A 19,538-nucleotide genomic window follows, 5' to 3' on the forward strand; every position below is an offset into this window, starting at 1 on the left:
GCTGCGCTCGCAGGCTTCTGGGCGCGATTTGGACGAGCAGTATCAGGTGACGGTGAAGACCGGCGTGCTGGGCGGCGCGCACGGGCATTACGACCGTTTGGCGTTGAACTCGATCCGCCGGTTTGGCAAGAATTTCTATAATCCGGAGAACGTGTGGTATTCGTATCACACGTTCATGTACAAGTTCTACGTGCAGAATTCGATCACGCACAACATGGCGCTGGTGGACTTGAAGCAGCAGGATCCGACGGGCGCGAAGCTGCTGCAGTTCCGGTCGGATAAGGATCTGCAGGTCGCGGTGCACGAGATCGTCACGCGCTGGTGCAACCCGCCGTACGGCGGCTGGGTCGTTACGCCGGGTGTCGGTTTCGAGCAGCAGGCGTGGCTTGAGGGACGTGCGGTCGCGCTGCCTGAGACGGACGCGGTGCCGAAGTACGCGTCGCGCAGCGGCTACACCGAGCCGATCACGCAGCGTCGCGCCACGCTGGTGACCGACGACTACATCGTGCTCGTCGACTATCTGGAAGGCACCGCGGAACATCAGTACGACGTGCTCATGCACGTCAACGGCCTGCGTTCGATCACCGGAGAGCATGGGGGAGCGTTCGCGTATCCGTGCGCGGATCCGGCCGACCGCGACCACTTCGCGTACTCGACCGGCACTGATGTGGATGGTCGGGCGGATCTGACGTATTGTGGCGTGGACGCGCAGCTGGATTCGTCACCGTTGTCGAGCGGCCAGTTCATCACGGACTGCCATGTGTTCGATGCGCGCGGTACGGTCAAGACGTCGTTCGCGGTGGACATGAGCCGGTTCAACGGCGGCAAGTGGATGACGAACACCCGGTCGGACCACAATGCCCCGGGCATGATGCACCTGGATGTGTGGTCGGTTGCGCCTTCGGAACGCCATGTGATCGTGGGCTGCGATCCGGAGTACTACCAGATCCAGCAGAAGCTGCATTATGCGGTGTTTGCGGATGTGGCCGGCACGTCGTTCGTCCGTTCGGGCGTCGACGGCTCGTGCGGCGACCCTGAGCGGATGCGTGCCGCGATCGATGCGGTTGCGTCCGGCCTACGGGAATCCGGTGTGGCCGACGGCTCGTCCACGCTTGTGTTGTCCGACGACGTGAGCGTCGACGACCGGTATGTGGGAGTGCAGCCGCTCGCCTCGGGCAAGCTGGGGGCGTGGATCTTCGGTCACGGCGACGTGGATGCGATGGTGCCCGAAGACGCAAAGTCGTTGACCTTGCAGACAGTGAGCGACGAGTCGTTCATCGCCGAGGAGAACGAGCATTGGCCGGCGGTGCCGAGCCTGTTCTGGGGCGATGGCGCGGTCGAATGCGCGGATGGTGTGAGGGTGCCGATCCGTGACCTGCCATACACGTTGGAGAACGTGGTGCCGGTACCGGTGAATGATCTCGACTATCAGGGAGGTCCGGTCAAGATCGACTCCAGGCGCATGCCGTCGAGCATCCCCGCCTCCCCGACGGATCGCGCACGACCCGCGGTGGTACGCGTGGATCTGTCTCCGTTGGCCGTCCACGGCGGCGCGGTGCGGTTCACTGCGTGCGTGGGCGCGGATTATCCGATCGGCGACGAGCATGACCGTCGCCGTACGCTCGACATCCGCGCGAAGGGCCGCTCGGCGGGCTTCGTGACGGTGATCGAGCAGCATGAGGGTGAGCCGATGGTCAGGGCCGTGCACGAGCGGGACGGCGTGATCTCGGTCGCGCTGGCGGACGGCCGCGTCCAGCGCATCACGGTCGGCGACATGACCCTGGCCGACGCGCATATCACCATCGGCGAGGACTAGCGGAATCGCGCGATAGCGCGATGCTATTTGTTGGCGGCCTTGCGGCCGCGGAGCTCCCCCACCCGACTTCGTCGGGAGCCCCCTCAGTGAGGGGGCCGAGGCTCCGCCTGCATCCGGATGGCACGCACCCTCTCCTTTTCCTCCTGCTGCAGGCGGCTTACACGATGGTGAGGGTGACGACCGTCTTGTTGCCGTCCTCGTCGCGCAGGCGGGTCTCGCCACTGGCGCTCTGCTGCTGCACGAGACCGAGGATGTCGAGCCCGGAGGTCTTCACCTCGAAGCCGAGCTCCTGCAGCGTCTTGGTCGCGGCCGCCTTGGTCTTGCCTACCAGATTCGGGATCTTCGCCGTTTCGGGGCCCTTGGAGACCACCACGTCGACCGAGTCGCCCCAATACAGTTCGGCCCCGGCCTGTTCGGACGCGGAGACCACCGAGCCGGACGGCACCTTGTCGTCGTACGCTTCGGTCACGTTGGCGGTGATGTGGATCTCTTCGAGCGCCGCCGTCATCTCGTCCTTCGTCATGCCGACCACGTCGGGCATCGTCACCGGCATCAGGCCCTTGGACAGCACGACGGTCAGCTTCGCGTTGTGATTCATCGTGGCGCCGGCCTGCACGTCCGCACCCGATTCGTCGGTGAGGCCGATCAGCGCGCCGGCCGGCAGCGACAGATCGTACTGGTCGTTCGCCTTGTCATGCGCGACGTTCGTGAATCCGGCCTTCTTGAGCGCGTCCAGCACGTTCGTGCCGTCCGCCGTGTTCGCGTCGAAGATGTCGGCCGGCACGGTGGCCTGCTTGACGCCCTTCGAGACGACGACCGACACCGTGCCGCCGGTGCGTTTGCTGATATGCGCGCCCGCGACGGCCGGCGTCGCCTCGATGACGTCGCCCTTGGCGACCGTGTCGTCGTAGCGTTCGCTGGTCTTGTAGGGGATGCCTGCGGCCTCGAGCGTCTTCTGATACTTGGCCCAGCTCGCGCCCGCGACGCGGCACTCCTGGCCTTCCTCGCAGGCCACGTCGGACGGCTGCGGCAGCTCCCAGTAGCTGCCCGGACCGCGGTAGTACCACCATGCGTAGCCGCCGCCGGCACCGCCAAGCGCGACGACCGCCAAAGCCGCCGCAACGATGGCGGCGATCCGCTTCTTCGACCGGCGTTTCGCCCCGACCTTGAGCGGCGAGGCGGCGACGTCGGGCGTCATGGACAGCGCCTGCGTGGCCGCGGTGCCGATGGCGGTGGTGGGCGCGGTGCCGTCGGCCGGACGATTGAATGCCGCGGTGGCGGCCGCGGCGCCGGCTTCGGGCGAAGAGGCGCCCGCGCCGGCTGCGGCGGCCGATCCGTCACCGGAGTCCGTGCCCTTGCCGGGCGCGGCCCCGTGATCCTCGGACGGCGGCAGCGGCGGGGCCGTGGGGGAGGCCTGGGCGGTGTTCCCCGCCACCTGCACGGCCACTGTGTCATGGTCCTCTGCGCTTTGCGGCATCCTGCGATACGTCCACGCGGCCATATCGAGCTTGGGACCCAACGCGCGCAGCTCATCGGCCGCGACCCCCGCGTCCGCCGGACGGTCCTCGACCGCGCGGGCGGTCAGGTGCGCGACGAACGCGGCGACCTGCGGGTCGATGCCCGGGCAGGGCACGGTGATGGGCGGCACGTCCTCGTGGACGTGCTTGAAGACGAGCGTGACCGGATTGTCGGAGATGAACGGCACCGTGCCGGCGAGCATCTCCCACGCCATGATGCCCACCGAATACAGGTCGCCCTGCGGCGTGGCCTGATTGTCCTCGATCATTTCCGGCGCCAGATAGGCGGCCGTGCCCAGCAGCATGCCGGTCGAGGAGAGCGTGGCCTGCGAGGCGGCCTTCGCCAGGCCGAAATCGGTGATCTGCACGTGGCCGCGGTCGTTGAGCAGGATGTTCTCGGGTTTGATGTCCCGGTGCACGACGCCGGCCCGATGCGCCGAGGCGAGGCCGTCAAGCGTCTCGCCGACGATGCGCAGCGTCTCGCGCACCGTGAACGTGCCCTCCTCGTTCATTTCGCGGCGCAGGTTCACGCCGTGCACGAACTCCATGACCAGATAGTCGAGCCCGTTGACCTCGCCGGTGTCGTACACCTGCACGATGTGCGGGTTCGCGATCGCCGCCGCCGACTTGGCCTCGCGGCGGAACCGTTCGACGAACTGCGCGCGGTGGGGTCCCTGGGCGAGCTGCGTGTGCATGATCTTGATGGCGACGGTGCGTTCGAGCCGTTCGTCCATGGCCTCATACACGCTGGCCATGCCGCCATCGGCGATTTTGCGGATGATACGGTATCTTCCCTCGATCATCGGCGTTTCGATTGCGTTCACGGCTTCACTCATCTTGCGTGTCTGGTCCCTCGTCAAAATTCACGGAATCTCACAACAGTGTACATGCACGTCTACATACGTCGCCGAAACCACGCGGATTTACGCAAGAGGTACAAACCGAGCGCACGCCTCGGCGAACGCGCGGTCCTCGGGGGCGTCCCCGGCGCACGTTCCGGCGATCGCCGCGCGTGACTCGTCCCACAGCGCGGCGATGCGTTCGCGCGAACGCGCCACCGCCCCGGTGGACTCGAACAGGGCGATGACGCGGCCCACCCGATCATCGCCGCGCGAGGGCGCCGAGAAGGCGTCCACAAGCTCGTCGCGTTCGGCGGGGGAGGCCATGTCGAGCGCGTCGGCGAGCAGCACGGTGCGCTTGCCTTCGCGGATGTCGCCGCCGACCGGCTTGCCGGTGCGGCTGCTGGAACCGACCACGTCCAGCAGATCGTCGGCCAGCTGGAACGCGAGTCCGAGCGGACGGCCGATGGCGAGCGCCGTGCGCCGCGATTCGTCCGGATCGTGCCCGGCGGCGAGCAGCGCGAGTTCGATCGGCGCGATCGTCGTATAGCTGGCGGTCTTCCAGCGGAACACGTTGAGCGACGCGTCCGCCAGGGCGGCCGGATCGTCCAGCGGGGCGAGCTCGACGGCCAGGTCGAGCACCTGGCCGACCTCGACCTCCTTGTGCATGTTGAGGAACGCGGCGACGATGCCGTCCGACGAGGCGAGGCGGCGCGAGGCGTCGTCGGCGATGTCCACGCTGGCGGTGGCCAGCAGGTCGCCGAGCATGATGCCCAGGCCTCGTCCGATCGCGTCGCTGTGCGTGGCCTGCGACAGCGCGCGGTGCGCGGACGGCTTGCCCCGGCGCAGGTCCGATTCGTCGATGATGTCGTCGTGCACGAGCGCGGCCGTCTGGAACACCTCGATCGCGCAGGCCAGATCCAGCATCCCGGCCCGGCGTTCGTCCGACGCGTCCCCGTGCGTGGCCTGATCGAACGCGGCGAGCGCCAGACGCGCGCGCAGCCGTTTGCCGCCTTCACTGGACGTGAGCGCTTGGGAGACCACGTCCCTCAGCACGCCGGCGCACGGGCCGGCCACCCCGTCCGTCTCGCGCAGGGCCATGCTGTGGCGGATCAGTTCGGCGATTCTCGGTTCGATGGACGTCATTTCTGCGGCAACACTCATGCCCCCAAGGTTATCCACATTGGTTCTCGAACACAAGATCGGCTTTATTCCAACGAAAACGACCATTCGACCACAAGGGTCGAAAAACGATGCGCGACGGCGCGAGATAGGGCATAGTGGTCTCACCCGCGTAGATCGCGGGCGACCGATGCCGACACAGGCAGAAACGGAAGGGGAACGGTCATGAACGCAATGGATGGCATGAACAATGCGGCGGAAGGCATGGCAGGGGGCGTGCGCGCATGCGCGGCGGCACGGCGTCGGGCCGGGCGAGCGGGATGCGTCCGCCGGGATGACGGCCGTGACGGAGGCCGGGGCCGTGGCCGGCGGGAGGATGGCGGCGAGCCCATGTTCGAGCCGCTGCGCACGGCGGATCTGGAGACGCTGACCGCGAGTTTCCGGCACGGACGCAGGGAGCGCGGCGCGCGGACGGCCGACGCCGCATGGCTGGAGGGTCCGTTCGACGCCTGGATGGAGCGTCTGGACGACGGGCCCGGCGACTGCTGTATGTGCGGTTGCTGCGATGCCATGGACGATGCGGACGGTTGCTGCGATCCGATGGACCATGATCCGACGGATCCCGACATGGACGACGTCGCGGAGGTCGCGGAGTGTGACTGTCCGTGCGACGGATGCGCCGCGTCGGAGGATCCGGACGACCTGCCCTGTCCGCCGCTGCGTCCGGAGCATGTCGCCGCGCTCGCCGTGGCCATGCGCGAGACGCTGCCGGCGCGCGACGCGCTGATCATGTCGCTGATCGCCGGCCGTGAATGCGACGGGCCGCTGATGATGCGGCTCGCCGCCGATCCGCACTCCACCCGCACCAAGCTGCGCCTGACCGCGATGCTGACGCGCTCGTTCAAGGAGGAGGGCATGCCGGATGCGGTCCGTTGCGCCGCCGGGATGCTGATGCTGTCGCAGATCGCGGACATGGTGCCGCGTCGGTGGCGTGCGCAGCCGTGCGCGGCGATGGCCTACGTGATGTGGTGGATGGACGACGACAGGGCGGCGTTGTACGCGCTCGAAAGCCTCGCCTGCGACGAGGGATGCACGCTGGGAGGCGTGGTGTTGTCGTTGCTCGAACGCGGCGTGTGCCCGGGCTGGTGCCGATAGTCCGGGTTCCTCCGACGGCGTGACGTGGGAATAGTGGGAATAATCGTCCTTGGAAGGTGGTTTACTCCAATAGTTGACGATTTGCCCTTGCCAGAAGTGTGTCTTATGTGGTATAAGACGCCGCGGGCAGGATCATGCAGGAGGATGGACTTGGCCAAAAAGGATGCGACGGCGGTTCAGGACAACGTCGAGGAGGAACAGACGACGTCCCGCAGGAAGGCTGCCGCCACGGCGAAGAAGAAGTCTTCGACGAGGGGCGCCTCGGCGAAGAGGGCGGCATCCGGCGCCAAACGCGAGGAGACCGCGGCGGAGGATCCCGTCAAGGAGAACGAATCCGTGGTCGACGATGCCCTTGAGGACGACGATCAGGACATGGACGCCGACGATCTCGACGAGCTCGAGGACGACATCGACGACGAGGACGACTCCGACGACGATGAGGATCTCGACGACGAGGACGACGGCGATCTGGATGACGACGACGCGGCCGATGAGGACGACGATGAGGACGCCAAGCCCAAGGAGATCGAGACCCCGAAGGAGAAGGGCGCGTTCGTCGTGCGTGACGATGACGACGACGACAACCTGACGCCGTCGGGCAATCCGAAGCGTCGTGTCATCGCCGCGGGCGCCACCGCCGATCCGGTCAAGGACTACCTCAAGCAGATCGGCCGCGTGAGCCTGCTGAACGCCGAACAGGAGGTCGACCTGTCGGAGCGCATCGAGGCCGGCCTGTACGCGCAGCACCTGCTCGACACCGAGTCCGACAAGATGGACTTCAAGCGCAAGCGCGAGCTCAAGTGGGCCGCGAACGACGGCAAGAAGGCCAAGGACCATTTGCTCGAGGCCAACCTGCGACTCGTCGTCTCGCTCGCCAAGCGCTACACCGGCCGCGGCATGCTCTTCCTCGACCTCATCCAGGAAGGCAACCTCGGTCTGATCCGCGCCGTCGAGAAGTTCGACTGGAAGAAGGGCTTCAAGTTCTCCACGTACGCCACGTGGTGGATCCGCCAGGCCATCACCCGCGCCATGGCCGACCAGGCGCGCACGATCCGCGTGCCCGTGCACATGGTCGAGGTGATCAACAAGCTCTCCCGCGTGCAGCGCCAGATGCTGCAGGATCTTGGCCGCGAGCCCACGCCCGACGAGCTGGCGCGCGAGCTCGACATGCCGGTCGAGAAGGTGCAGGAGGTGCAGAAGTACGGCCGCGAGCCGATCTCGCTGCACACCCCGCTCGGCGAGGACGGCGACTCCGAGTTCGGCGACCTCATCGAGGACACCGACGCCATCGCGCCGTCCGACGCGGTCGCGTTCTCGCTGCTGCAGGAGCAGTTCAAGCAGGTGCTTGAGACGCTCTCGCCGCGCGAGGCCGGCGTGATCAAGATGCGCTACGGCCTTGAGGACGGCCAGCCGAAGACCCTCGACGACATCGGCCGCGTCTACGGCGTCACCCGTGAGCGCATCCGCCAGATCGAGTCGAAGACCATGTCGAAGCTGCGCCACCCGTCCCGTTCGCAGACCCTTCGCGACTTCCTGGATCAGTGACGGTCGGCCCGCTCGGCAGGCCGACCGCGCGAGGAGGGAAACGGTCCAGTGGACCGTTTCCCGACGGAGCCATCCGTTGTCTGCTGGACGATGACCGCTGGCCATAACGGAGCCTTCCGTTTCCATCACGCCCCAATCTTCGACGGAGCCATCCGTTTCCGTGCTCCCCACGAGGGAGCACTTTTCGTCTTACACGGATTGAATAAGGAGAACCATGCCCGAATCCTACGGTGCCGACAGTCTTACCGTGCTCGAAGGCCTTGACGCGGTGCGCAAGCGCCCCGGCATGTACATCGGCACGACCGACAGCCAGGGCCTGATGCACTGCCTGTGGGAGATCATCGACAACTCCGTGGACGAGGCGCTGGCCGGGGCCTGCGACCACATCACCGTCACCCTGCACACCGACGGCTCCGTTGAGGTCGCCGACAACGGCCGCGGCATCCCCGTCGACGTCGAGCCGAAGACCAAGCTCACCGGCGTCGAGGTCGTGCTCACCAAACTGCATGCCGGCGCGAAGTTCGGCAACGCGTCGTACAACGCGGCCGGCGGCCTGCACGGCGTCGGCTCGTCCGTCGTGAACGCCTTGAGCTCGCGTCTCGACGTCGAGGTCGACCGCGACGGCAAAACGCATCATATGTCGTTCCATCAGGGTCATCCCGGCGTGTATTCGGACGCCGATCCTGCGCATCCCTCCCCGGACTCGCCGTTCAAACGCACCCGTAAGAACAAGCCGACCGAACTCGAGATCATCGGCAAGGTCTCCCCGAAGACCACCGGCACGCGCATCCGCTACTGGGCCGACCCGGAGATCTTCAACGACACCGCGCGCTTCAGCTACGAGCAGCTCATCGACCGCGTGCGCCAGACCAGCTTCCTCGTGCCGGGCCTGAGAATCACCGTCATCGACGAGCACATTCCCGAAACCGGCGACGAGAACGTCGACGAACTGCGCGAAATCGACGACGTCGAGACTCCCGCCGACGGCGAAGCCAACGCGTCTCCGCTCGACGGATTCGATGAAATCGGCGGCGAACGCGAAGAGACGCGGTCCGGCGAATCGGCTGCGGTCGCCATCGCCAAGGCCGACGCGGCCGGCCACGCGCACCGCCGCGTCGAGGAATTCTGCCACACCGGCGGCGTCAAGGACTTCGTCGACTTCCTGTCGAACGGTGAACCCGTCTCCGACATCTGGCGCATCAGCGGCCAGGACACGTACGTCGAGGAGACGCAGGCCGTCGGCGAGAACGGCGAACTGCACGCGCAGAAGGTCACCCGCGACTGCGGCGTCGACATCGCGATGCGCTGGGTCAACGGCTACGACACGGTGATCCGCAGCTTCGTCAACGTCGTCGAAACGCCCGGCGGCGGCATGCACGTCGACGGCTTCCTGTTGAGCCTGACCAAGCAGATCCGCAAAACCGTCGAGGACAACGCCCGCAGGCTCAAGGTCAACCTCAAGGACCCCGCGCAGAAGGTCGAACGCGACGACATCATGGCCGGACTCGTGGCCGTGGTCACCGTGCGCATCGCCGAACCGCAGTTCCAGGGCCAGACCAAGGACGTGCTCGGCACCGCGCAGGTCAAGCCGATCGTGACCCGCATGACCGACCGGCAGTTCGGCGAGATGATCACCGGTTCGAAACGCGGCTACAAGGAGCAGTCGTCCCGCGTGCTCGACAAGATCGTCGGCGAAATGCATGCGCGCATCCAGGCTCGCAAGACCAAGGAGGTCACGCGCCGCAAGAACGCGCTCGAATCCGCGTCCATGCCGCCCAAGCTCTCGGACTGCCAGCCGGGCAACGACGACGTGGCCGAACTGTTCATCGTCGAGGGCGACTCCGCGCTCGGCACCGCCAAGGCCGCGCGCAACTCCGCGTTCCAGGCGCTGCTGCCGATCCGAGGCAAGATCCTCAACGTGCAGAAGGCGTCGCTCGCGCAGATGCTGTCCAACAAGGAGTGCGCGGCCATCATCCAGGTGGTCGGCGCGGGCTCCGGCCAGAGCTTCGACATCGAACAGGCCCGGTACAACAAGGTCATCATGATGACCGATGCCGACGTCGACGGCGCGCACATCCGCATCCTGCTGCTCACCCTGTTCTACCGCTACATGCGCCCGCTCATCGAGCACGGGCACGTGTACGCCGCCGTGCCGCCGCTGCACCGCATCGCGCTCGCCGGCTCGCACAAGGGCGAGTACATCTACACGTACTCCGACGACGAACTCGCCGGCAAGCTGGCCGACCTTGACAAGCGCAAGATCTCGTACAACCCGGACATCCAGCGCTACAAGGGTCTGGGCGAGATGGACGCCGACCAGTTGGCCGACACGACGATGGATCCGCGCACGCGCATGCTGCGGCGCATCCGCATGGAGGACGCCGCGGCCGCCGCGGGCGTCTTCAGCCTGCTCATGGGCGACGACGTGCCGCCGCGCAAGCAGTTCATCGTCGACAACGCCGACGACTTCGACCGCTCCAAGATCGACACCTGATCGGCCGATCATATCGGACCGACTATCGGACAAACGAAACGGGCCGGTCCCTTCGACGCAGGATTGCCGAAGGGACCGGCCCGTTTCGCGTTCCGCCGGCGATGCGCCGCCGCCTACTCGTGCCGCTCGCGGCAGGTCTGCCCGAGCCGGCGCGACAGGGCGATCGGGTCGAGCAGCGCGTCGAGCTCGTCGGCCGGCACGTCGGTGCGCTCTCCGGCGACCTCGCGCACGCTGCGTCCGCTGACCGCCGCCTCCTTGGCGATGTCGGCCGCGTGCTCGTAGCCGATCGCGTCGTTGAGCGTCGCGGCGATCGACGGCGAGTATTCGGCGTACCGGCGTCCCACCGCGGCGTTGATGGTGATGCCGTCCACGCAGCGCTCGCGGAACATCGCCATCGCGTTGGTGAGCAGGTCGATGCCGCCGAGCAGCGCGTGGATCATCACCGGGTCGAAGGCGTTGAGCTGCAGCTGGCCTTCGGAGGCGGCCCACGTGACCGTCGTGTCCATGCCGAACACCATGAAGCAGCACTGGTCCACGCATTCGGGGATCACCGGGTTCACCTTGCCGGGCATGATGCTGCTGCCGGCCTGGCGCGCCGGCACGTTGAGGTCGTTGAATCCGTCGTGCGGGCCCGAGTTGAGCAGACGCAGGTCGTCGGCCGCCTTCTTCAGGTGGATCGCGAGGTTCTTGACGGTCTGCGAGACGGCGATGTATGCGCTCATATCGGTCATCGCGGCGATCGGGTCGGGTGCGGCCGTGATCGGCAGCCCGGTGATGCGCGCCAGATGCTCGGTGGCGGCCTTGCGGAAGCGCAGGTCGGCGCAGATGCCCGTGCCGATGGCCGTGGCCCCGAGGTTGAGGATCATGAGCTGCGGCACGACGCGCTCCAGTTCGGCGATGTCCGACTTGAGGAAGCTGGCGAACGCATGGAACTCCTGGCCGTAGGTCATCGGCACGGCGTCCTGCAGCTGCGTGCGTCCGATCGTCACGTCGTTGATGTGCCGGTCGGCCAGGTCATGGAACGCGTGGGCGAGCTTCTTCGTCTCCTCGGCGAGCGGGTTCAGCGCATCGATGAGCGCGAGCTTGCAGGCGGCCGGATACGTGTCGTTCGTGGACTGGCTGTGGTTGACCGTGTCGTTCGGATGGATGTACCCGTAGTCACCGCGGCGGCGTCCGGCGATTTCGAGCGCGCGGTTGGCGATGACCTCGTTCATGTTCATGTTCGTGGAGGTGCCCGCGCCGCCCTGCAGCACGTCGACGGGGAACTGGTCGGCCAGCTTGCCGCCCTCGATCTCGAGGCAGGCGGCGATGATGGCGCGCGCCTTGCCGCGATCGATCAGGCCGAGCTCGGCGTTGGCTTCGGCGCAGGCGCGCTTGACGGTCGCGTAGGCTTTGACGAGCTGCGGATGAGCCGAATCCTGGATGCCCGAGACGGTGAAGTTGCCGATGGCGCGCTGCGTGTGGATGCCCCAGTACACGTTCTCGGGGACGGGCAGCTCCCCGATGCAGTCGTGTTCCAGTCGGGTGGCCTGCGGATGCTGTGCGGTTGCCGGTTCGCTCATGACGTGTGTTCTCCTTGCGGTTGATGTCTGACACCAATCATGGCCGGTTTGCCGGCGACATGCCATAGTTCGCCGTCCGCGAAGACGCGGCGGTGCGCCGGCGTCACGACACGCCGGCGGTTACCGGCTGGTAATCATCGTTCCCGTTCGCTATCGTATGTACGAACGTACAAACATTGTCGCGCGGTCCGGACCGTCGGCATGGGCGACGCCGCGGTGGGAGAGCCGCCGGCGCCGACTCGATTCACACAAGGAGAAGGGCCGTGGCCAATCTGCTGCTCGCCGTGATCTACATCGCCTTCATCAGTCTGGGCCTGCCGGACGCGCTGCTCGGCTCCGCATGGCCCACCATGAGCCAGGACCTGGGGGCGCCCGTCTCGTGGGCGGGCGGCATCTCGATGACCATATCCGCCGGCACGATCGTCTCGGCGCTGCTGAGCGACCGCATGACGCTGCGCTTCGGCGCCGGCCGCGTCACCGCCGTGTCGGTCGGCATGACCGCCGCCGCGCTGCTCGGTTTCTCGATCGCCCCGAACTACTGGACGCTGATCCTCATGGCCGTGCCCTACGGACTCGGCGCGGGCGGCGTGGACGCGGCGCTCAACAACTACGTCGCCATCCACTACGAAAGCAAGCACATGAGCTGGCTGCACTGCATGTGGGGCGTCGGCACGCTCGTCGGCCCGTACGTGATGGGCTACGCGCTTTCCGGCGGACAGGGGTGGCCGTGGGGCTACCGCTACATCGGCCTGCTGCAGATCGTCCTGACCGCGATGCTGGTCTTCAGCCTGCCGCTGTGGAAGTCGCGTAAGGCCACGGCGTCCGGGCCCGTCGGCGCTGCGGGCGATTCCGATGCGGGCGGTTCGGGCGAGGCCGCCGCGCGCGAGCCGCGCAAACCGCTGGGCGTCAAGGGCGTGCTCGCCATCCGCGGCGCCAAGGAGATCCTCGTGATGTTCCTGTGCTACTGCGCCATCGAACAGACCGCCATGCTGTGGGGCAGCAGCTACATGGTGCTCGCCGACGGCGTCGACAAGACGACCGCCGCCAGCCGCATCGCCGTGCTCTACTTCGGCATCACCATCGGCCGCGCCCTGAGCGGCTTCCTGACCATGAAATTCAGCGATCCGGCCATGATCCGCCTCGGCCAGTCGCTCATCCTCGTCGGCATCGTGGTCATGCTCCTGCCGCTGCCGAACCATCTCGGCGTCTACGCGGGGCTTGCGATCCTCGGCCTCGGCTGCGCGCCGGTCTACCCGTGCATCATCCACTCGACGCCCGCTTACTTCGGCGAGGAGAACTCCCAGGCCATCGTCGGCGTGCAGATGGCGTGCGCGTACGTCGGCACCATGCTCATGCCGCCGCTGTTCGGCCTCATCGCGCAGTACGTGACCATCCGCCTGCTGCCGCTCTACCTGTTCGCCTTCCTTGCGCTCATGGTGTTCATGCACGAGTCGCTGCGCCGCAAGCGCGGCTGACGGCATCCGGCGGTCGCGGCTCGTTTTTACCGGACTTGCATATCGAAAAACAATAGGTTACTATCGAATTGCGATCGATAATGATCGTCTTTCGATAGATCATATAGTGATATGGCAAGGATGGTGATTGCGATGGATGGGACTGGTCTGTCGGGGTGCAAGGGGAATGGCGGAGAGGTCGAATTCCATCCGCGGACGATCGCCGCGCTTAAGGTGCTGATCGTCCTGTTCGGGCTGATCTGCGTATGGGGCCAGTATGTGTGCTATGTGCTCGCGGGCGACATCGTGCTGATGTATCCGGAGACCGCGCCGGCGCGATGGCCGTATACGATCGCCGGCATCCTTGGCATCGCCTGCTTCGAGGCTGCGATGGTTCCGCTGTGGCGGCTGCTGGATCTTGCCGAACGTCGTGACGTGTTCTCCGGCAGGGCGTTGCGCTGGGTCAACGTGATCATCGGCTGCGCCGCCGTGGAGGGGGCGCTCGTGCTGTTCGTGCTGCTATTCGGCGAATTCGCCCAATTCGAATACTGCGATCCGACAAGCGGCGAATGTTTCCCCGCCGCCATGACCATGCCTGCGGTGGGGTTGGGGTGCCTCGTCGCGCTGCTGCTCATAGCCGCGTTCATCCTGCTCATGCTCGTCATGCGCTCGCTGCTTGCCGCCGCGATCGCCCAGCGTGACGAGCTCGAGGCGGTGATCTGATGACGATCCGCGTGAACCTCGACGTGATGCTCGCCAAGCGCAGGATGAGCGTAGGGGAGTTCGCCGAACGCATCGGCATTACCCCCGCCAACGTGTCCGTGCTCAAGAACGGGCGGGCCAAGGCCATTCGATTCTCCACGCTCGATCGCATCTGCGCGGTGCTCGAATGCCAGCCCGGAGACGTGCTCGAATGGGACGGCGGCGCCGACGACGGAACGAGTGCCTTTGGGGATGCCGGATAGGGCTTCTCCGCATTGTGGTGGTAGGGGTTTATGGTGAAGCGTCCGCGTGGTCTTGGAATCGCGCTGTCGCAAGCTACGGGCATAATCGAACGTATGTACGATTGTTTGGATCTGTTCTCGGCGCCCACCGCGGCATGGTTCAAACATGCGTTCGGGAAACCGACCAACGCGCAGCGGAAGGCATGGCCGGCCATCCGTTCGGGCGGGAACGTGCTGGTCATCGCCCCCACCGGATCGGGCAAAACCCTCTCCGCGTTCCTGTCGGCGATCGACCGGCTGATGGGGGAACGCGCCGCACGCTCCGGCCTTGATCCGACTTCCAACGCCGCAGCGACCACCTCCACGCATTCAGGCGCGGACACGGGCCGCCGCCGCCGTACGGCCGCCGGCGTCAAGGTGCTGTATGTGTCGCCGCTCAAGGCGCTCGCCGTCGACGTGGCCAAGAACCTGCAGGCGCCGCTCGAAGGCATCGCCGCACAATGTGACGCGATGGGCCTGCACGCGCCGCGCATCGGCGTGGCAACCCGCAGCGGCGACACCACACCGCAGGAAAGACGCGCGATCGTCTCCCATCCGCCGGACATCCTCGTCACCACACCGGAATCGCTCTACCTGCTGCTCACCTCCAAAGCCAGGCGCATCCTCAAAACCGTGGACACGGTGATCGTGGACGAGGTGCACGCGCTCGCCGGCACCAAACGCGGCGCGCACCTGGCGGTCAGTCTCGAACGGCTCGACCGGCTCACGGCCTCGCCGGCGCAGCGCATCGGCCTGTCCGCAACGGTGAACCCACGCGAGGAGGTCGCGCGCTTCCTTGGCGGAGTGCAACCGGTCACCGTCGTCGATCAGGGCGAATCCCCGGCAATGGACTTGCGCGTCGTCGAGCCACTGGCCAACATGCGCGATCTGCAATCGGCCGACGTGCCATCCCGAGCCGGCGGCGTGGACTCGCAACGGGCCGGAACCCCGCATATCTCCGGCGTCACGCCGGCCATGCAGCGGCTCGCCGAACGGCGTGGCCTCGCCCCGGTCGACCACGCCGGTGCAACGGAACGACAAACCCCGGTACCCCAAGGTGCGGCCGGGCGCATCGGTCGGAACGATGCCGCCGATTCCATCGGCACGGGCGGCGAACGCGCTTCCGGCTCCATCTGGCCGGTCGTCGAACGCAGTGTGCTCGACGAGATCCTCGCGCATCACACCACACTTGTCTTCGTCAACTCGCGAGGACTGGCCGAACGGCTCACCGCCCGGCTCAACGACCTGTACGCCGACATGCACGGCACCGGGCACGCCATCGCCTCGCCGGAAGGACGCGAAGGATTCGCCGAACATTACGATGCGGTGGTCGGTTCGACCACCATGCTGGTCCAATCGCATGACTCCGACGACGTGATCGCGATGGCGCATCACGGCTCCGTGTCGAAGGACCGCCGCAAGCAGATCGAGGAGCAGCTCAAACGCGGCCGGCTCAAATGCGTAGTGGCCACCAGCAGCCTCGAACTCGGCATCGACATGGGATCGGTGGACCTGGTCATCCAGATCGCGCCGCCGCTGTCGGTCGCCTCGGGCCTGCAGCGCGTGGGCCGCGCCGACCACCGCGTCGGCGGCGTCTCGCACGCGCTGTTCTACCCACTCACCCGCGAACAGATCGTCGGCGTCGCCGCAAGCATCGAAAGCATGCGGTCCGGCGACATCGAACCGCTGGCTATACCACGCAATCCGCTCGACATCCTCGCCCAGCAGACCGTCGCCGCGGCCGCGATGGACGACCTCAAACCGGACGACTGGTATGCCACGGTACGCAAGGCCGCTCCGTTCACGGAACTGACCCGCGACATGTTCGACGCGGTCATGGGCATGATGACCGGCGCCTACAACAGCGAGGAGTTCTCCGCCTTCCGCCCGGCACTCGTCTGGAACCGCGAGGACGACATCATCTCCGCCCGCCCCGGCGCGCAGCGGCTCGCCGTCACCAGCGGCGGCACGATACCCGACCGCGGCCTGTACACGGTCGTCCTGCCCGAGGCGGATGCCGGCAAAGGACAGCGACGCGTCGGCGAACTCGACGAGGAAATGGTCTACGAGTCTCGCGTCGGCGACGTGATCACCCTCGGCACCTCCACATGGCAGATCCAGGAGATCACCCGCGACCGTGTCGTCGTCACCCCCGCACCGGGGCGCACCGCACGACTGCCGTTCTGGCACGGCGAGGAAAGCGGCCGCGACTACGGGTTCGGCAAGACCAAGGGACGGTTCCTGCGCGAAGCGGCCGGCGGACTGCGCGTCGACGCCGCGGACACGGCATCCCGCGGTGCAGGGCCGACCTTCGCGGTCGATGACCAACCGGGATCCTCCCCTGAAGAGCCCCGCTTCAACCCGGACATCGAGCGGCGGCTGCGCGGTGACGGCCTCGACGACAACGCCATAGGCAACCTCGCCCGCCTGCTTGCCGAACAACGGGCGTCAACCGGCACCGTGCCGAACGATAGGACCATCGTCATCGAACGTTGCCCGGACGAGGAAGGGGACTGGCGCATCATCATCCATTCCCCGTTCGGCCGCCGCGTGCATGAACCATGGGCCATGGCGATCACCACTCGGCTCAAGCAGCGCTACGGATTCGACGGACAGGCATACGCGGCCGACGACGGCATCGTATTGCGTCTGCCCGAAGGAGAGGGGACCATTCCGATTCGGGAACTGGTGACGTTCGATCCCGACGACCTGCAGCGCATCGTCGAAACGCAAGTGGGGGAGAGCGTGCTGTTCGCCGCACGGTTCCGTGAATGCGCCGCACGATCCCTGTTCCTGCCACGCACCGAACCCGGCAAACGCGTGCCGTTATGGCAGCAACGACTGCGAGCCGCTCAGCTGCTCAACGCCGCCCGATTGAAACGCAATTTCCCGCTGCTGCTGGAGACCGCGCGCGAATGCCTGCAGGACGTCTACGATCTGCCCGCGCTGCGCGAGATCATGACCGGCATCAACGGCGGAACCATCGTGCTATCCCAGACGGACACCTCGACCCCGTCGCCATTCGCCGAAAACCTGCTGTTCGGTTTCGTCGGATCCGTCATGTACCAATACGACGTGCCGCAGGCTGAACGCAGCGCACAACTCCTGTCCATGGACCCGGACGTGCTGGAACGACTGCTCGGCACGACGGACATGTCCGCCGTACTTGACCCGGACGTGATAGCCGACGTCGAACGGCAACTTGCCACGCGCACCTTCTGGAACGACCTGCCTGCCGACGACATCGCCGGCCGCGTCGCCAGATACGCCAAAACCCACGGCCCATTCACCGCCGATCAACTCATCGGCGACCTGCGCATCGACGCGACGGAGGCCGTGCATGCGCTCGACCGGCTCCAGGCGCAGGGGGAACTGCTCAACGGCAGGTTCCTGCAGGGAACCGACGTGCGGCAATGGCTGCACAAGGACATCTTCCGACGCATCCGCTCCCGTTCGCTCGCCAAGGCACGCGCCGCGGTCAAACCGGTCGAACCGGCCGTCTATCAGGCGTTCCTGCTCGACCGGCAGGGCGCAGGGCCGGTCGGCGGCGAACGATATCACGGCGAAGACGGCCTCATGCGCGTCATCGAGCAGCTCGAAGGCATCGCCCTGCCCCTCGACGTGTGGGAGAACAGCGTATTCCCCGCACGGGTGGGCGACTATGCGCCGTCCATGCTCGACGAACTCGTCGTGGGCGGGGAAGTGACGTGGATCGGATCCAAAACCGGCGGCACGAAGGCCAGCGAACAGGGTATGGTCACCTTCCACCCGTCCGATTCGATGCTCATGCCCGTCGCCGGCGAAGGCGACAAAGGCAATGACGGGGACGCGATCACCGTCCCCGACGCCATCCTATCGGTGCTCTCGTCCGGAGGCGCCTACCGTGCCGACCAACTGGCCGCGATGACCAACAGGCTCTGGCAGGAGGAGTCCACGGACGTGGACCCTCAAACCGGGGAGATCCTGCCCCGGGCATGGTCGGACAGCCAGTTCGAGGAGGCGTTGTGGTCGCTGGTCTGGCAGGGAGCGGTCACCAACAGTTCCCTGACCCCGGTCCGGGCGCTCGCCGCCGGAAGCCGCACGGTACGTGCCCCCGCCCGTGCGTCGCGCCGTCGTATTCGCGTGCAGACCGGCATTCCGGCACGCATGGGCGGACTCTGGTCGCTGGCCGGAGCCGACGCGACCATGCCGGAGGAACGTTCGACCCTTCGCGAACAGCGCATCATCGCGCTGGTGGAGACGCTGCTGGACCGCTACGGCGTCATCGCCCAGCCGTTGGTGGATCAGGAGGGGATCGCCGGCGGGTTCTCCTCGCTGTACCCGGTGCTCAAACGCATGGAGGAGACCGGCACGGTCGTGCGCGGCATGTTCGTGCAGGGCTTCGGCGCCGCCCAATTCGCCGACAAGGACACCGTGAACGCGCTGCGCGACACCGAGCAAGGACACAGCCAATCCAATGTGGCCCTTGACGCCACCGACCCGGCGAACCTGACCGGTTCGGCCATCGCATGGCCCTCCGTCCAGTCGGGGAACCCGCCAACGGAAGCTGCGCAGACAATGGCCGAGGCCTCCGGGAATACGGATCACGGCGATACCGCCGGCCGGGAAACCAAGACGACGCACGACCCCGGTACCAGGGGCAAACCGTCACGTCGTGCCGGCACCATCGTCGTATTGGCGCAAGGCCGGCCGGTGCTCTACGCTGCGCCGCGCACGCACCGGCTCATCGCCTTCGACCGGACCGAATCCACGCTGCGCCCGGCCTGCGCCGAACTGGCGTTCTCCCTGCGACGCATGATCGACAACGGCGGCCGCCCCGGCAACGCCGGTGGCATCACCTTCGCCAGCCTCAACGGCGAACCGCTCACCAGAGGCGGTGAAAACGCCCGCATCCTGCACGCCGCCGGCTTCACCCCCTGCCCCCAAGGCATGAAGCTCTACCGATGACCGTCATCATCGCCTGCCCCCAGTTGATTTATAAGCCGTTTCATTCCTTGTGTGGTAAGGATCATTACGGTTCGCATCCGACTGTTACTGCAGGCTGGCATTGG

The 19,538-nt window shown here is 66.6% G+C and carries 11 protein-coding genes; 8 read left to right on the forward strand and 3 right to left on the reverse strand.

Features of this window, described 5'->3' with window-relative positions:
* The coding region (locus JS533_RS09645) for a hypothetical protein (protein WP_241514203.1) at positions 1–1,816 on the forward strand (1,816 nt) is incomplete at its 5' end.
* Positions 1,817–1,973: 157 nt separating this feature from the next.
* On the opposite strand, the gene JS533_RS09650 is transcribed toward JS533_RS09645, so the two are convergent.
* Both JS533_RS09650 and JS533_RS09655 read right to left on the reverse strand, forming a co-directional pair.
* Positions 1,974–4,169 carry a protein kinase domain-containing protein gene (locus JS533_RS09650; protein WP_420838647.1) on the reverse strand — a complete coding sequence of 732 codons (2,196 nt, stop codon included), beginning with the start codon at positions 4,167–4,169 and terminating at the stop codon, positions 1,974–1,976.
* Positions 4,170–4,256: 87 nt separating this feature from the next.
* On the reverse strand, positions 4,257–5,336 hold the full coding sequence (locus JS533_RS09655) for a polyprenyl synthetase family protein (RefSeq protein WP_241514204.1): 1,080 nt from the start codon (positions 5,334–5,336) through the stop codon (positions 4,257–4,259).
* A 183-nt stretch (positions 5,337–5,519) separates the two neighbouring features.
* On the opposite strand from JS533_RS09655, the gene JS533_RS09660 reads away from it, so the two are divergent.
* From JS533_RS09660 to JS533_RS09670, 3 genes are all read left to right on the forward strand, one after another.
* A complete protein-coding gene (locus JS533_RS09660; protein WP_241514205.1) occupies positions 5,520–6,449 on the forward strand; it encodes a hypothetical protein in 930 nt (309 codons plus the stop codon).
* Between the two features lie 150 nt (positions 6,450–6,599).
* Positions 6,600–7,994 (forward strand): RNA polymerase sigma factor, encoded by a 1,395-nt coding sequence (locus JS533_RS09665; protein WP_241514206.1) that lies wholly within the window; start codon positions 6,600–6,602, stop codon positions 7,992–7,994.
* A gap of 214 nt (positions 7,995–8,208) precedes the next feature.
* A complete protein-coding gene (locus JS533_RS09670; protein WP_241514207.1) occupies positions 8,209–10,488 on the forward strand; it encodes a DNA gyrase/topoisomerase IV subunit B in 2,280 nt (759 codons plus the stop codon).
* Positions 10,489–10,601: 113 nt separating this feature from the next.
* Here JS533_RS09670 and JS533_RS09675 read toward each other — a convergent pair whose 3' ends face one another.
* A complete protein-coding gene (locus JS533_RS09675) occupies positions 10,602–12,050 on the reverse strand; it encodes an aspartate ammonia-lyase (RefSeq protein ID WP_241514208.1) in 1,449 nt (482 codons plus the stop codon).
* Between the two features lie 263 nt (positions 12,051–12,313).
* Here JS533_RS09675 and JS533_RS09680 point away from each other — a divergent pair, with 263 nt between their 5' ends.
* The 4 genes from JS533_RS09680 to JS533_RS09695 all read left to right on the forward strand — a co-directional run bounded on the left by JS533_RS09680 (position 12,314) and on the right by JS533_RS09695 (position 19,434).
* Positions 12,314–13,525, forward strand: coding sequence for an MFS transporter (locus tag JS533_RS09680; protein WP_241514209.1), 1,212 nt, complete (start codon positions 12,314–12,316; stop codon positions 13,523–13,525).
* Between the two features lie 111 nt (positions 13,526–13,636).
* Positions 13,637–14,227: a DUF2975 domain-containing protein gene (locus tag JS533_RS09685; protein WP_241514210.1), complete on the forward strand. Its 591-nt coding sequence runs from the start codon at positions 13,637–13,639 to the stop codon at positions 14,225–14,227.
* Positions 14,227–14,469 (forward strand): helix-turn-helix domain-containing protein, encoded by a 243-nt coding sequence (locus JS533_RS09690; RefSeq protein ID WP_241514211.1) that lies wholly within the window; start codon positions 14,227–14,229, stop codon positions 14,467–14,469. Before JS533_RS09685 ends, JS533_RS09690 begins: the two co-directional genes overlap by 1 nt.
* A gap of 93 nt (positions 14,470–14,562) precedes the next feature.
* Positions 14,563–19,434 carry an Lhr family helicase gene (locus JS533_RS09695; RefSeq protein WP_241514212.1) on the forward strand — a complete coding sequence of 1,624 codons (4,872 nt, stop codon included), beginning with the start codon at positions 14,563–14,565 and terminating at the stop codon, positions 19,432–19,434.
* The last annotated feature ends 104 nt before the right edge of the window (positions 19,435–19,538 follow it).

The sequence above is a fragment of the Bifidobacterium amazonense genome (genome assembly GCF_018555435.2).
Lineage (GTDB): Bacteria > Actinomycetota > Actinomycetes > Actinomycetales > Bifidobacteriaceae > Bifidobacterium > Bifidobacterium amazonense.